The sequence below is a fragment of the Nitrospira sp. SG-bin1 genome, assembly GCA_002083365.1.
In the GTDB taxonomy this organism is placed as follows: Bacteria; Nitrospirota; Nitrospiria; order Nitrospirales; family Nitrospiraceae; genus Nitrospira_D.
The window spans coordinates 528,790-544,464 of record LVWS01000033.1 but is presented as its reverse complement, the minus strand read 5'-3'; the positions used below and the strand labels follow the sequence as shown (position 1 = coordinate 544,464).

The 15,675-nt window shown below is 55.8% G+C and carries 15 protein-coding genes and 1 pseudogene; all 16 read right to left on the bottom strand.

Annotated features, from left to right (window positions below; all coding sequences use genetic code 11):
• Positions 1–25: 25 nt before the first annotated feature.
• A complete protein-coding gene (locus A4E19_07050; GenBank protein ID OQW33094.1) occupies positions 26–1,741 on the bottom strand; it encodes a 30S ribosomal protein S1 in 1,716 nt (571 codons plus the stop codon).
• A gap of 55 nt (positions 1,742–1,796) precedes the next feature.
• A complete protein-coding gene (locus A4E19_07045) occupies positions 1,797–2,489 on the bottom strand; it encodes a hypothetical protein (GenBank protein ID OQW33093.1) in 693 nt (230 codons plus the stop codon).
• A pseudogene (locus A4E19_07040) lies at positions 2,486–3,184 on the bottom strand (hypothetical protein). The gene A4E19_07045 and the pseudogene A4E19_07040 overlap by 4 nt, the downstream one beginning before the upstream one ends.
• Before the next feature lie 4 nt (positions 3,185–3,188).
• Positions 3,189–4,511: a 3-phosphoshikimate 1-carboxyvinyltransferase gene (locus A4E19_07035; protein OQW33092.1), complete on the bottom strand. Its 1,323-nt coding sequence runs from the start codon at positions 4,509–4,511 to the stop codon at positions 3,189–3,191.
• Positions 4,508–5,401, bottom strand: coding sequence for a hypothetical protein (locus tag A4E19_07030; GenBank protein OQW33091.1), 894 nt, complete (start codon positions 5,399–5,401; stop codon positions 4,508–4,510). The genes A4E19_07035 and A4E19_07030 overlap by 4 nt, the downstream gene beginning before the upstream one ends.
• A gap of 7 nt (positions 5,402–5,408) precedes the next feature.
• Complete coding sequence (locus tag A4E19_07025) at positions 5,409–6,422, bottom strand: 3-deoxy-7-phosphoheptulonate synthase (GenBank protein ID OQW33090.1); 1,014 nt, start codon at positions 6,420–6,422, stop codon at positions 5,409–5,411.
• An 18-nt stretch (positions 6,423–6,440) separates the two neighbouring features.
• On the bottom strand, positions 6,441–7,526 hold the full coding sequence (locus A4E19_07020) for a histidinol-phosphate transaminase (protein ID OQW33089.1): 1,086 nt from the start codon (positions 7,524–7,526) through the stop codon (positions 6,441–6,443).
• Between the two features lie 2 nt (positions 7,527–7,528).
• On the bottom strand, positions 7,529–8,605 hold the full coding sequence (locus A4E19_07015; protein ID OQW33088.1) for a prephenate dehydratase: 1,077 nt from the start codon (positions 8,603–8,605) through the stop codon (positions 7,529–7,531).
• Positions 8,606–8,763: 158 nt separating this feature from the next.
• Positions 8,764–9,768 (bottom strand): Holliday junction DNA helicase RuvB, encoded by a 1,005-nt coding sequence (locus A4E19_07010; protein ID OQW33087.1) that lies wholly within the window; start codon positions 9,766–9,768, stop codon positions 8,764–8,766.
• A gap of 16 nt (positions 9,769–9,784) precedes the next feature.
• A complete protein-coding gene (locus tag A4E19_07005) occupies positions 9,785–10,276 on the bottom strand; it encodes a hypothetical protein (GenBank protein OQW33086.1) in 492 nt (163 codons plus the stop codon).
• 1 nt (position 10,277) lies between these two features.
• Positions 10,278–10,886, bottom strand: coding sequence for a hypothetical protein (locus A4E19_07000; GenBank protein ID OQW33085.1), 609 nt, complete (start codon positions 10,884–10,886; stop codon positions 10,278–10,280).
• A 46-nt stretch (positions 10,887–10,932) separates the two neighbouring features.
• Positions 10,933–11,691: a transcriptional regulator gene (locus A4E19_06995; protein ID OQW33084.1), complete on the bottom strand. Its 759-nt coding sequence runs from the start codon at positions 11,689–11,691 to the stop codon at positions 10,933–10,935.
• Positions 11,692–11,825: 134 nt separating this feature from the next.
• Complete coding sequence (locus A4E19_06990) at positions 11,826–12,590, bottom strand: hypothetical protein (GenBank protein ID OQW33083.1); 765 nt, start codon at positions 12,588–12,590, stop codon at positions 11,826–11,828.
• A gap of 75 nt (positions 12,591–12,665) precedes the next feature.
• On the bottom strand, positions 12,666–12,830 hold the full coding sequence (locus tag A4E19_06985) for a protochlorophyllide oxidoreductase (protein OQW33201.1): 165 nt from the start codon (positions 12,828–12,830) through the stop codon (positions 12,666–12,668).
• Positions 12,831–13,497: 667 nt separating this feature from the next.
• On the bottom strand, positions 13,498–14,847 hold the full coding sequence (locus tag A4E19_06980; protein ID OQW33082.1) for a hypothetical protein: 1,350 nt from the start codon (positions 14,845–14,847) through the stop codon (positions 13,498–13,500).
• A gap of 11 nt (positions 14,848–14,858) precedes the next feature.
• Complete coding sequence (locus A4E19_06975; GenBank protein ID OQW33081.1) at positions 14,859–15,662, bottom strand: hypothetical protein; 804 nt, start codon at positions 15,660–15,662, stop codon at positions 14,859–14,861.
• Positions 15,663–15,675 lie beyond the last annotated feature (13 nt).

Sequence of the window (15,675 nt, the reverse complement as noted above, 5' to 3'; positions counted from 1 at the left end):
CGCTCCGCTAGATAAGCAGGCCCACTTAGCCTTGCTCTTCCGATTGCGCCCGTTTCCGGCTCTGTTTGGCCGCCCGCCCCAGACTCTGATCCAGCACACCCTGTGCAGAGTGATACTCATCAACCTGCTTGCGCTCCCAGTCCAGTTGATGGTCGCGAAGGCTGAGGGCGATCTTGCGCTCGTCTCGATCGACTTTGATTATCTTCGCCGCCACGTCGTCCTGCAACTTAAACTTTTCTTCCAGCTTCGCGGACGGTTCAAGACCGGATTCGCTGACATGGATTAAGCCTTCCACCCCACCGTCCAATTCGATGAAGATCCCAAAGTCGGCGACTTTCGACACCTTGCCGGTCACCGAGTCACCGACGCGATACCGCGACGGGATCGCCTCATCCCATGGATCACGAGACAACTGTTTGTACCCCAACGAAAGCCGCTCTTTTTCCTTGTCGATACGCAACACAACCGCTTCCACTTTCTGCCCTTTTTTGAACAACTCGGAGGGATGCTTGATATGTTTCGTCCACGACATATCCGAGATATGGATGAGCCCGTCGATCCCCTCTTCAAGTCCGACAAACGCACCGAAATCGGTCAGGCTCTTCACCTTTCCTTCGATACGGGTTCCGATCGGGTATTTGCCCTCGATCATGTCCCAGGGATTCGGCGCGGTCTGCTTCATGCCCAAAGATATCTTCCGGCTTGCCGGATCGACGTTGAGCACCGCAGCTTCCACTTGATCACCGACCGCCACGACTCTCGATGGATGGCGGACTTCGTGCGTCCACGACATCTCCGAAACATGCACCAATCCCTCCACCCCGGGCTCGAGTTCTACGAACGCGCCGTAATCGGTCAGGCTGACGACACGGCCACGAACTCTGGTCCCAATGGGATACTTGCCGGCGACATTGGTCCAGGGGTCCGCGCTCTTCTGCTTGAGCCCCAGCGAAATCCGACCGGTTTCACGATCATATTTCAACACCGTGACTTCAACCTTATCTCCCACTGTAAACAGTTCGGATGGATGCCCGACTCGCCCCCAGGACATGTCGGTAATGTGCAGCAAGCCGTCGATACCACCGAGGTCGATGAACGATCCGTAGTCGGTGATGTTCTTCACGGTCCCCTGAATGAGCTGGCCTTCTTTGAGATTGGCCAGCGTCGTCTGCCGTTTTTTATCCCTGGTTTCCTCCAACAGCACGCGGCGCGAGACGACCACATTGCCTCGTCGGTGGTTGATCTTGATGATCTTGAGGGGAAAGGTCTTTCCCACGAGGCCGTCCAGATCACGAACCGGATGAAGATCGATCTGAGAGCCGGGCAAGAACGCTTTCACGCCGATATCGACCATCATGCCGCCCTTGATGCGTGAGACAATCTTGCCTTCGATGCTTTTCTCTTCCTTGTAGAGTTTCTCGAGTTCTTCCCAAATTTTCATCTTGTCCGCTTTTTCCTTGGACAAAACGAGATTGCCGTCCGCATCTTCACATTCTTCGATATAGACTTGGAGCCGGTCCCCGATCTTGAGGTTGTGGAGTTCCTCGGTAGAGAACTGATCACCCGGAATCACTCCCTCGGATTTGTACCCGATATCAACGATGACCTTGTCCTTAGCCAAAGCCACGACACGGCCTTCTGTAATCGTGCCTTCTTCGAGATTACGGAAGGTTTCTTCGTACAATGCCGCCAAGGCATTGCGGTCTAACTGAGCGTCACTGCTGTTGGATACCGTACCCATATGAACATCCTACTCTTCCGACTTTCGTCGGGTGCTGATGGTGAAGTCGCCTGGCTCACTCAGCGTTGTGAGCGTCGGCGGTCGGCCGGCTTGGTGTCTCGCGCGCCAGATCATCTTTTCCCTTTGGCAAGGGAACTTGACCCAAGGCCGCAATGTGTTCGATCACCGTACGGCTGACCAGTTGATAAAACTGTTTTGTCGCTGCCCTCTCTTGTTGTTTCTCGGTCTCGAACCGAATGGGATCCCCGAATCGCACGCTCACCCGGCGCCATCTCGGCCATGAAGCACCCGGAGGCAGGACATCGTAGGTCCCCTTTAGATATGCCGGGACGACCGGACATCCTGTCTGCGACACAATGACTCCAATTCCCGCTTTCGGCTCCCGAAGGTGGCCATCGTGACTGCGTCCGCCTTCCGGGAAAATGACCACGACTTTTCCTGCTCGAATCAGGTTGATTGCCTTGCCGAACGCCTCTCGGTCGAGGCGTCCGAGCCTTACCGGTATCCAGCCCAACGCTTGCAGAACCCGGTTCAGCACCGGGATCGGAAACAAATCATTGCGCCCCAAGTACCAGGCCCTTCGGCGCATCCCGCAACCAAGCAACGGAATGTCAAGGTAACTGGCATGATTCGCGGCGATTAACAGACCTCCGGACTGAGGAATCCGGCCTTCGACGCGATACCGAAAGCAAATCAGCGCGACGACTCGTGCCAATACCCACAAGAATCCGTAGACGACTCCGCTCACAACCCGGTCGACACAGCCGCGATTATCTGCTCCACCACTTGATCAGGGCTGAGAGCAGAGGTATCGATTAATCGTGCGTCCTCCGCCGGACGCAGTGGATCCACCGAACGGGTCCGATCCCGCCGATCTCGATCCGACAGATCCCGCGATGTCGCTTCAACCGTTCCACCACGACCCGCGGCGACCAGTTCACGATGCCGCCGCGTGACCCGAACGTCGGCATCCGCCTCCAAGAAGAATTTATACGGTGCCGCAGGAAAAACCTTGGTGCCGATATCACGCCCCTCCGCAACCACCGAGCCTCGTTGGCCGATCTGGCGCTGGATCGGTAGCAACCAGTCACGAACGGCTGGAATAGCGGACACGATCGACGCAGCGGCCGAGACCTCCGGTGTACGGAGTTCATCGCTGACATCTATACCATCGACCAAGACATGCATGGCGCCATTGTGATATTGCATGTGTATTGTGGTGGTCGGTAATAGCTTGGTCACCTGCTCGAGATCAGACGGACGTATTCCCGACTGCAAGGTTTTCCATGCGACAGCTCGATAGAGCGCTCCCGTATCGAGATAGAGATAGCCCAGGCGAGTCGCCAGTAGTTTGGCGACCGTGCTCTTGCCCACTCCGGCTGGTCCATCAATCGCAATAATCAATCAGCGCTTCTCCTTTTTGAACAGACCAATCGGACGCATGCGTTCACACGCGCCGCGTCAACAGATCAGTGAGTACCTTGTCGAAGTTCGGAAATGATGTATCGACACAGCCCGTGTCGGCGATCGTCATGCGTTCCTCCGCCGTCAGTCCGCCAATGGCGAGCGACATCGCCACACGATGATCCCCATGGCTTTCGGCTTGGTCCGATGCTTTGAGTCGGCCGTTCTCTCCCCCTCGGCCTAATCCGCGGATGACCATTCCATCCGGCCGTTCCTCAATGAGCGCCCCCATGGCCTTCAACTCGCGACTCATGGTCGCAATCCGATCGCTTTCTTTGACCCGCAATTCCTCTGCCCCGGAAATCACCGTGTCCCCCTCTGCCACAGCGGCCGCCACGCACAATACCGGAAATTCATCGATTGTTTTTGGAATGAGGTCGTGGCCGATCATCACGCCCTTCAATGGAGATGATTTCACACGAAGATCCCCCACCGGTTCACCGGCTGCTTCTCGCAGCCCAAGAATTTGAATGTCGGCTCCCATCGTTCTCATGACTTCGATGAGACCGGTTCTGGTCGGATTCATCCCGACATTGTAGATGGTGATATCGGATCCTTCCACGATCGACGCTCCCACGATGAAGAACGCGGCGGCCGAGAAATCACCGGGAATGGTCATCTGCACGCCTGGCCATCCGACCGAAGGACGCCCTTGTAAAACCAGGGTATCGCCTTCTCTCGTGAGAGGAATATCAAAGAACTGAAACATCCGTTCCGTATGGTCTCGGGACAAACTGGGTTCCTTATATCGAGTCTGCCCTTGAGCGAAGAGGCCGGCGAGCAGGAGCGACGACTTGATCTGTGCGCTGGCTACGGACGACGCGTACTCGATCCCATGGAGGCCGGCTCCCGTTATCGCCAAGGGAGCGAGTTCTCCGCCTTTACGGCCTCCGATCACCGCACCCATCTCGCGCAGCGGCTTGACGACCCGCCCCATGGGGCGCCGCCTGATCGACTCGTCGCCCGTGAGGATGGAGAAAAAATCTTGCCCTGCCAGGATCCCCGCGAGCAGACGGATACCGGTTCCGGAATTGCCGCAATCGATCGGGGCGCTTGGCTCGGATAATCCCCAAAACCCCTTCCCGTTGACGGTTAACTCGGTGGGACTCTGCATAATGGGGATACCCAGCCCCTGAAAGGCCCTCATCGTGTTCAGACAATCTTCTCCCTGACAGTAACTCCCTATCGTACTCGTGCCTTCTGCCAGTGAAGTAAGAATGATGGCCCGATGGGTGAGAGACTTATCACCGGGAACGGTCGTCGTTCCTCTGAGTGGCCGGCCCGGGGTGATCGTCATTGATGTCATGGGTGGCTCGAAGAAAAACCATTCAACTTTTCACGTTCGCCTTTGGCCCGCTCAAGTAACTTCTCGATGCCGGCTGCATCCCCTGTTTTGATCAGCTGCTTCAATTCTTCCAGAGCGCGCACATATCGGTCGAGATAGGACGCTACATTATCCCGATTCCACAAGAAAATATCCCGCCACATTTCCGGGGAACTTGCCGCAATCCTGGTCGTATCCCGTAAGCCTCCTCCTGAATGACCGGCGAGATCCAACGATGGAATCTGCTGGTCTCGAAGCTCGGCCAAGGCATTCATAAGGGCAAAGGCCGCCACATGGGGCAGATGACTGACAGCGCCTAGAATTTGGTCGTGCAGATGCGGATCCATCGTTAAGACAATGGAACCGGCCTCTTCCCAGAGCTGTCTCACCCGATCCAGTGCCGTCGGGTCCGTTCGTCGTGTCGGTGTCAAAATACAGCGTGCTCCTTTGAACAATTGATCCGACCCCGCCGCAACACCCGTCTTTTCTTTTCCCGCTATAGGATGGGCTCCCACAAAATGCACACCCGCCGGCATGGTTGCTTCCGACCGTTCGACCAAGGTGCCTTTCACACTTCCCACATCACTGACGATCGCGCCGGGAGCAAGACAATGGGCCCACTCGTGCAGATGTCGCTCATAGGTATCGACAGGTGTCGCCAGGACGATCAAGTCCGAACCACGCACTCCCTCTTGAGGATCGGCCACATATCGATCGATCGCCCCCAACGCTACCGACGCCTTGAGATTTTCGACCCGACGGCCGACGCCGACCACGTGATCCGCCAACGCTTTTCGCCGGAGAATCATGCCCAACGATCCACCGATCAGCCCCACACCGATGATCGCGACGTGCTTGAAGTGAACGGCCATATCGTCTCTACAGCTCTCGACCCACGGCTTTCGCGATATTTCTGAGATCGGTCATCAAGGCCTTGAACTTCGAGGGTTTGATGGATTCCTCACCGTCACACAACGCACATTCCGGATTCGAATGAACCTCGATGAGCAGGCCATCGGCGCCGGCGGCGACCGCCGCCTTTGACATCGGAGCGACTAAATCCCACTTACCCGTGGCATGACTGGGATCAACGATGACCGGGAGATGCGAAAGCTCTTTCAAGGTGGGAATGGCCGCGAGATCCAACGTGTTGCGATATTGAGTTTCGAACGTACGAATCCCCCGTTCACACAGCATCACGTTCTGGTTTCCGCGTGACATGATGTACTCGGCCGACAGGAGAAATTCCTTGATGGTCGCGGACAAGCCTCGTTTCAGGAGGACCGGTTTATCATAGGCGCCGACTTCCTTCAGGAGCTCGAAGTTCTGCATGTTCCGTGCGCCGATTTGAATAATGTCCGCTTTTTCGAGAAAGAGCTCGATATCCCGGGTGTCTAGAATTTCGCTGACCACGGGTAATCCCGTCTGTTTCCTCGCTTCAACCAAGTAGTCAAGCCCTTCACGACCCAACCCCTGAAAGGAATAGGGTGATGTTCTGGGTTTATAGGCTCCCCCCCGCAGAATCGTGGCTCCTGCAGCCTTGACTTCATGCGCAATCCCCACGGTGAGTTCGAGCCGTTCGACCGCACAGGGTCCTGCCATGATGGCCAGCTTGTTCGCTCCAATCTTGACGCCTCCGACATCGATGATCGTCGCCTCCTTCTTAAACTCACGGCTGACCAGCTTCCAGGGGGCAAGGATCGGCAGAACGCTTTCAACCCCAGGAAGTGCCGTCAAGGGCTGATTGTGCAGGATGCGATCGTCTCCGATGACACCGATGATGGTGCGTTCCTGGCCCGTGGAGATCTGCGATTTCAAGCCCAGATCGCGCAGTCGGTCGATAATGTGATCCACTTCACTTTCCGAAGCCTCAGGTTTCAACACGATGATCATAATTTCCTCACTATATTCTCACCGACCTCCATTCAAGACTTTCTCGAGAGCCTGGAGGAAGGCAGCATTCTCGTCGGGTTGACCGATGGTGACACGAAGCATGGTTCCCTCAATGTGCCGCACAATAATCCCTTCTCGGAGCAATGCTTCGAACACCCCTCGTCCATCCTGTTTCGCATCAAAATAAAGAAAATTGGTCTCGCTCGGAATAGGAGTCAATCCTAAGGCGCGCAACCCCTGCTCAATGTGCTCCATCCCGGCTGCGTTGACGGCCCGACTCCTGGCCACATGCTCATCATCTCCCAATGCGGCCAGGGCGGCCTTCTGGGCAAGACTGTTGGCATTGAACGGAGGGCGCACTCTATTCAGGTAGTCGATGATCTCCGGAGTACTCATTCCGTATCCGATGCGTAATCCGGCGAGTCCATAGATCTTGGAGAACGTCCTCAGGACAATCGCATTCCGCCCCTGCTTCACATACGCCATCGCATCGGGAAACTGCGGATTGCGGACATATTCAAAGTAGGCTTCGTCGAACACGACGATGACGTCATGGGACACGTTGGCCATGAGTCGATCAACCGCGTCCCGCGACACGATCGTCCCGGTGGGATTATTGGGATTGCAAAGGAAGAGCAATCGCGTGCGTGGCGTTACGACGCGTACCATTGATTCAAGATCGTGAGCCCAGTTGACGAGAGGCACGACCACCGGCTTACCGTGGACCGCCGTGACCTCCATCTTATAGATCACGAACGTGTGATCAGCCATGATGGCTTCATCACCAGGAGTCAAGAATGTCCTGGCCAACAAGCCAAGGATTTCATCGGACCCGTTGCCGAGGATGACCTGATCCCCGGCCACCTTCCAACGATCCGCAATCTTCTGCCGAAGTTGATAGCCGCCTCCGTCCGGATATCGATGCAGCATGTCCTCTGCACCGGCCAATGCGGCCAAGGCCTTCGGCGAGGGCCCCAGCGGATTCTCGTTGGAGGCAAGTTTGATCACGCGTGAGAGCCCAAGCTCCCGTTGCAGTTCGTCGATCGGCTTGCCGGGAACGTACGGACTGAGAGATCGGATATCGGGATGAACCTGTAGTGCCATGGTCAGCTATGGATCGGATAGGAGCCTAAAATCTTCATAAAGAGGCAGCGCGCTTTCACTTCTTCAATCGCCCTATTGACGCGCTCTTCATTCATATGTCCTTCGACATCCACAAAGAAAATGTACTCCCACGCCTTGCGTTGAGAGGGGCGGGATTCGATCTTCGTCATATTGATTCCATGGGAGGCGAAAGGACGGAGCAGGTCATAGAGAGCCCCGACTTTATCCTTCACGGACAGCATCAATGAGGTCTTATCTTTCCCGGTCCGCTCCGACGGTTTTTGAGACAGAATCAGGAAGCGCGTGAAATTATTCAAATTGTCTTCGATACGAGCCTTGATGACTTTCAACCCGTAGAGATGGCCGGCCAGCTCTGATGCAATGGCAGCCGAGGCCGGTTCATCGATACACAGTTCGGCGGCCCGAGCCGTGCTGGCGACTTCAACCGCGGGGACATGCGGCAGATTGGTCTCCAGCCAATTCCGGCATTGCGCAAGGGCATGGGGATGGGAGTAGATTTTCTTCACGTCCTCGATGAGCCCCGTTTTCGACAGCAGATGGTGCGAAACCTCTTGAAGAATTTCTCCATAGATCAACAAGCTGGAATCGATAAACATGTCGAGGGTGTGATTCACGACACCCTCCGTGGTGTTTTCAATCGGCACCACCCCGAAATTGGCCCGACCCCGCTCGACCTCGCTGAACACCTCTTTAATGCTCTGGACCGGGACATACTGGACGGACGAGCCGAATTTCTGCATGCAAGCCATGTGGGTGAAGGTGGCCCGCGGCCCCAAGTACGCTACCTTCTGGGGAGCCTCAAGTGACAAGGAGGCCGACATAATCTCTCGATAGACCGATGGGATGGCTTCGCTGGGGAAAGGGCCTGTGTTGAGTTTCGTGAGCCGTTCGATGATCTCCGCCTCCCGGCCGGCGGTATGGAGGTTGGCATTCGCATCCTTTTCTTTTTTGAGCTTGCCGATTTCGATGACGCATTTCGACCGTTCATTGAGCAGTCGAATAATTTCATCATCGATCCTGTCGATTTCCTTACGATATTCTGACATATCTCTGGACATGCGGAGTCTCGCCTCAGACATCGGATCGCGGGGGGCTTTCCGATCCCCGGGGGGAAAGGAAATCGTAGAGACAAGTGGGGAATTCTACAGGAACGATCGAATCTATTGCAAGGATAGCGCTTGGTAATAGGAGTTGGGAAGAGATAGGATGCCGGTTACTACATGAGTAAGGGAGAAGCCCGCTTAAAGTGATCGTACGCCAAACGAGTCACTTGTCGACCACGACCGGTACGATCAAGGAAACCGGCTTGGATCAAATAGGGCTCATACACATCCTCGATCGTGCCCTTGTCTTCCTGGACGGCGGCCGCCAAGGATTCCACTCCGACGGGTCCCCCATTGAACTTTTCCATGATGGTCATCAGGATCTTGCGGTCCATTTCATCGAACCCAGCTTCATCGATGCCCACCCAGGCCAACCCCTCCTTGGCCACCTGTGCGGTGATATGCCCATCAGCCTTGACTTGGGCATAGTCCCTGATCCGCCGAATCAGTCGGTTGACGATCCGAGGAGTTCCACGCGCGCGGTGTGAGATCTCCGCAGCACCCTCCCGATCGATCCCAATGCCTAAGACTCCGGCCGAACGCGTCACGATGGCCTCCAGCTCAAACGGCTCATAGAATTCCAACCGATAGACCAGGCCGAATCGGTCCCGCAACGGGGATGTCAGTGAACCGGCCCTGGTCGTTGCCCCGACCAGGGTGAACCGAGGCAAATCCAGCTTGACGGTTCTGGCAGCAGGCCCCTGTCCAATCACCAGATCCAGTTGGAAGTCCTCCATGGCTGGATACAGCGCTTCCTCGACGGATGCGGGGAGGCGGTGAATCTCGTCGATAAAGAGCACATCATGCTCCTGAAGATTGGTCAGGATGGCCGCCAAGTCACCGGCATGGGCTAAGACCAACCCGGACGTGGACCGCAAGGTCGCGCCCATCTCTCTGGCGATAATGTGGGCGATGGTCGTCTTGCCTAAACCGGGCGGTCCGTAGAAAATGGCATGATCAAGGGCTTCTCCCCGCTGCTTGGCCGCTTCGATACAAATACGAAGCGACTCTTTCATTTTCTCTTGGCCGACATACTCATCGAGCGTCTGGGGCCGAAGGACATTTTCCTGACCCCGCTCCTCGTCCGTGGCGCGATTAGTCACGAACCGTTCAGTCATAGTGCGACGCTCGTGTCTACTTGTTCTCCGGCAACTGTTGATACTTTGGGGGAGGCGACAGGGCCCCTTGTCCAGGCTGGACCGTACTGCCGCAGTCAGGGGGACATTTTTTATAGCCCTGGGTCGCGTCGGGGAAATTGTGCTCCATTTTCCTCAACTGACATTGTGACAACCGCCCTCCGTCTTGGCTCCCACACCGAGCAGGTACCGAGGAACTTCCTATTTCGGCATAGCCGTCCGGACAAGGTCCGCACACGGCCAGCATGTTTGCCCCGAGGGGCACGCATTGCACGAGGGTCGGATCGCCCTCTTTGCATATTTCCGGGGATTGAGTAACGCCCGTCGTCGCATACCCATCCGGGCACGATCCGCAAGTCATTCTGATGCTCTTCTGATCTTGAACGACTTGAGCCATGCTGACAGGCGGGAATAGCCCCATGAGCACCGCGCCGATAGGAATACTGTACAGGAGTGGCTTGACTACGTTCCTTATACGGATAGGCATCATCCTACCCCCTTGCAAGTTCTTTGAGCCCTTGGCGAATGAGTTCCTTCAGCGCCAGTGGGCCTGTGGCCGTTTTGGTGACTCGCTTTAAGGCCTCTTTGGCATCCTGAGCGCGATAGCCCAAGTTTATCAGGGCCGAGAGCGCGTCCTCGTAGGACACATCAAACCCGGACGTCTCGGTCGCCATAGAACGGGAGGGGACACCGTTGACTTTGCCGATCCTGTCCTTGAGTTCAAGAGCAAGGCGACCGGCCGATTTCTTTCCTATGCCCGGAACCGTCGCGAGTTTGTCGATGTCTTCGGATTGGATGGCGTGAACCAGATCCGTGACTGACAGGCTCGACAGCACGCTGAGGGCGAGCTTCGGACCGATGCCCGATACGCTGGTCAGCAACAGAAACGATTCCTTCTCGCTTTGGGAAATGAAGCCGAACAGCTGAATGGCATCCTCGCGGAGATGCGTATGAATGTTCAGCGCGGTCACCTCGTCGAGATTCGGCAGGGCGTAATAGGTGCTGAGGGGAATGTGCACTTCGTACCCGACCCCCTGCACATCGAGCGTGAGGTGCGTGGGTGCCTTGAAGGCCAACCGCCCCGTGAGAAAGGCGATCATGTCGTATCGTTACCCGAAGGCAAGAACCATGGTGGTGAACTGCGGGTCATCCCGCCGCCGTCGCAGCGACTTTCTCCATCACTTCGTCCGGAATGTCGAAATTGGCATGGACCTTCTGAACGTCATCATGTTCGTCCAGGATTTCCATCAACCTCAGCATTTGCTCGGCGGACTTCTCTTCGAGTCGGATGGTATTCTGCGGTAAGTACGTAATTTCCGCAAGCGTCGTTTCGATCTTGGCATCCGCCAGCGCTTTTTTCACGGCTTCAAACTCATGAGGTCCGGTGATGACCTCGATGGATTTCTCACCGGTTTTGACATCCTCGGCTCCGGCGTCCAATGCCAATGAGAGCAGTGTGTCCTCCTCGACCTTGCCCGGTTCAATCGTCAACAGACCCTTCTTCTGAAACTGCCATGCCACGGCGCCCGCCTCGGCCATATTCCCATGATTCTTCGTGAACAGACTTCGAATCTCCGCCACCGTTCGATTCCGATTGTCGCTTGTGATCTCCAGAAGCAAGGCCGTCCCGCCCGGACCATAGCCTTCAAGAGTGAACTCCTCGTAGGTCACGCCGGGCAACTCCCCCGTCCCGCGCTGAATGGCTTTCTTCATCGTATCGCCAGGCATATTGGCTTCCTTGGCTTTGGCGATGGCCAGACGCAACCGTGGATTTCCATCCGGGTCTCCACCGGAACGTGCCGCGATCGTGAGCTCCCTGATGATTCTGGTGAAAATTTTCCCGCGCTTCGCATCTTGCGCCGACTTATGACGCTTGATGGTCGCCCAATGACTATGTCCACCCATAATGTTTCCTCCTCTATCCGGCCTGACTCTCTCGGCTGGCTAGAGCTGTATCGCGTGTCAAGAATGACAAAGAGCAAGTAGACGTAGCACAGGCCTCCGAAAGGTGTCAAATCATAGTGGCCATGTCACGTCCGTTATTCAAAATACACGAGCAGCTGAAGACCCATGGCGATCACACATGTCGCCCATGCCACTTCCCACCGTTTCATCGTCTGTCCAGAAGTACCGGACGCCCAGGAGACCATGGCATTTGAGACGGCAGCGCCGATCCCGAGGCTGCCGAGCAAGGCATGGTGCAGTTCGATCGTCTGATTCGCGGGATGATTCCCATGGGAATGGAAAAAGAGCAGGAGGGCCCCCACCGAGCCGAGAAAAAATAATGGCGCCGCCCAGGCCGGGTGCCGAGCCCACCCCATACGGCGAAACGTCTCACTCACCGAAGCCGTCGTGCCAAACACTCCATAAAATTTATGCTGGATGATTTCCTGATCTTGCCCAAAAAAAGTTTGCGCAAAGCTGAGCCGCCCAATCGGCCAAGCCTCATGGTCACTCCAGATCAGCAGATAGGGCCCGATGATCGCCAAGGCGCTCGGCAGAACCAGACGGATCCAGAACGGCAGGGGGTATCGCAGCGCATGCCCTAGTTCCGCCAAGCCGACCAGTATTACAAACAAGCCGACAAACCGATGGTTGAACTCGGAGTAGGCTACGCCTTGAGCCGAGCCCTCCCACGCACCACCTCCATGCCCCTTGTGAGCATCGTGGGATACGGCTGCGTCACTCATCACCTCGGGATAAGTAGCCTGCGGCGCCTGCGCCTCAACGGGCCAGATAGAGAAAACGACGGTAAGAACCACCAGAGTGAGCCCGTAAATCAGCCGCATCACGAACCGCTGCAAGAACCTGATAGATAGTAAAAAGGCCCATCCAGCCGGCCGGATGGGCCTTTTCTATGTCCACAATGAATCCCGTCGTTACATGAACTTCATGAACTTCTCTTTGGCCTCATCCATCACTTGCGCTGTGATCGTCGACAATCCGCGCTCCTTGGCCATCCGTTCAACCTCTTTGCGCGCCATGGGGCGGATGAAATCCGGGATATTGTCGAGCCGTTGTTCGGCCTCCCGAGACCATATCATGCCGTTGGGCGAATCATTCTTTGAATCGTCCATGACTTGCAGCGTGATGGTCTTAAAACCCTGCTTGCGCGCATAAGCCTCGACGCTTCCCTGCACCATCGGTTTGACAAAAGCCGGAAGCCGGTCAAGCTTTTCCTTGGCATCGGCCGTCCACGTGAACTCAGACGGGGAAGCCCCCTCGTTGGCTGGCTTACCGGAGCTCGTCAACCCCATCTCAGCTACCATCGCCGAGAACGGACAGCCACTCGCCTTTTCCCCAGCTTTCGCAGGTGAGGCAGTGGTGGCGGATACTGTCGGCCCACTCTGGGTAGGCTTGTTCATAGCAGGAGCGGTTTGGCCGTTTCCCGCGAGAGCCCGCAACCCTTCCATGGACGCCGCCGGCTCAACCTTGGCACCCAGCTTTAACCCCAATGCATTCATCATGTTCGTTTCACCGGCATTGGTCACCATCGAGAACTTGGCACTACAAGAAGGGCATGCGAAAAAGACACCGAGCGAGCCCTCCTCCGGCTTCTCCACCTTCTCAAGACTCATATATGTTTCGCAGTTCAAACAGACGAACTTCATATCAACTCCTCACCACCTTAGGTTAGGTGGTTGTAACATCGTTTCGAACCCATCACAGACACTCTATTCCACCGGAGTCCACCGGCATCCACGAAGAAACTTACGCTATCACAAGGGTTTTCGGGGAGTCAAACCGGCGGAAGGCAGGGAAATGATGTAGCAACAGATCGATTGGCAAGAATATCCCCACCGTATCGCCGAACTCGAAGGTAAAGGTCCCGGCCACTGGCGTCGCGCCCTGAGTAAACGCAAAGGTACTTGTGGTAATCGTGGTCCGATCGACGGGACGAGAGAACGACACGGTCACTGGGGTGTTGCGTGGAAGGTTGATCAGCCCCATGGTGGGGGTGATCGCTCCGATCCGCTGCGGCGCTCCCGCCACATAGGTATAGCCGTTCTGCAGCACGGCGTCGCCGTTCGTATTCGTCACCACCACATCGGCCGGCCCGACCACGGACGCGGGAACTTGCACGATCATGCTCGTCGCGGACACGAGCGTGAGGACCGAGGCCGGCTTGTTGCCGATCTTGACGGTCGTACCAGCGATGAAGCCCGTACCCGTCAACGTCGTCTGCTGGCCGCCCTGCACTGAGCCGACATTCGGTGAAACCGACGTGAGTGCCGGTGGGGGTCCCGCATTGGCAACGGTGAAATTCAGCCCATTCGAAGCCAAGCCTCCCACTGTCACGGTCACAGGCCCAGTCGTAGCACCGCTGGGCACTTGCGTCGTGAGTGTGGTCGAAGTGGCAGAAAGCGTCGTAGCGGTCACCCCATTGAAGGCGATTTGATTCAAGCCCGCCGTGGTGCTGAACCCATTCCCGGTGATCGTGACCAATCGCGTAACGGGCCCGGAGGTCGGCGACAAAGCCGAGAGGACGGGCGCGGAGGCATTCACGGAGAAGCTCGTCGTAGCCGAACCGGTCGTCGTCGTCACGGTGACGGTCGCGGGTCCAGCAGCCGCACTAAAGGCAATTTGGAACGTGGCGGTGATCGAGGTTGGGGTCGTCACGACATTGCGGACGAGAATGCCGGAATTACTCGTGGCGAGCGACGCGCCGGTCAGATTCGTACCGGTCAGCGAAACGTTGACGGAGGTTCCCGCATTGCCCGTGTTCGGCGTAAAGGCCGTGATTGTCGGCGCGCCGATGCCTCCCGTGTTGCGCGTGATGGAGAGGAGATTACCGACGGCATCGTAGGTATACGTCGCGACGTTGCCCTGCCCGTCGATGACCTGCGAGAGTCGGCCGAGATCATCATAGATGTATTGGGTCTGGTCGGCCAAGACCGATACGGGGCTCAAGAGCAGTACGATCACCCATAAAAAGCCAGCCCAAACTCCTGTCTTCCATCGCATCCGTGTCACCTGTACCATATCCGATTCATAAGGTTTTCTTCCCAGCCCGATCTCTTCACTGATCCAATGTGCTATCAAGAAATCATGCTCGACCACTTATTGTGTCCTCAAAGCTCAAAATCTTTCCGCTTCAAGTTATAGTGTTTGCGCTCTTGGAAGGAGACCTTTACTAAGCCGGGTACTTGCTTCAATGGTGTAAGATCACCATCTTCGATGTTTGTGGATTCGTAGAAATGAACCTCCCTCAGTTTTTTCAAACCAGCAAGAGGCTTAAATGATTGAATTTCCCCGTCGTTGGCCACAGTAAGGACTTCAAGCTGCTTCAGAATCGACAAGGGATCAATACTGCGTATTGCACGACATCCCTCAATGACAAGGCGGGTAAGGTTGGGGAAGCCCTCGATGCCTTTCAGTGAGGCAAGTTTTCTGGCATTGGCGATTTCCAACGTCGTGAGCGTTGGAATGACAATCGTACCAATTGATTTAATCGAGGAGTTGTACACCCTGAGCGAAGTTAAACTGGTGAGTTTCTTAAACACGCTAAGACTTTCCGCCTTGAGCCGATTTACGAAGACTTTTCGCAATTGCGAGCACTCAAAAAGCGACTCGGCTCCTTTTCTCCACTCCAGTGCTACTTCCTCCAGTTTAGGAAATTGAGAAAAATCAATTTTTGTTTTGCAGTAAGTCTCAATTTGGAGCGCTTTCAAGTCGTGCAGTACATGGATGGGTGAAATGTCTTCAATGGTGAAGTGTCCAAGATCTAGACACAGGAGATTGGGTAGATGATTCAGAAACTCTAGATTTTGGACTTTCCATCCTTTTGCATAGTTGAGTTCCAGCTCTCGGACATCGTTCTCCATAAAGGGCGCCAGTAGCTCGTCGGTCCACATGGATCTCAGAACCATGCGCATCCCAAATCTCCCT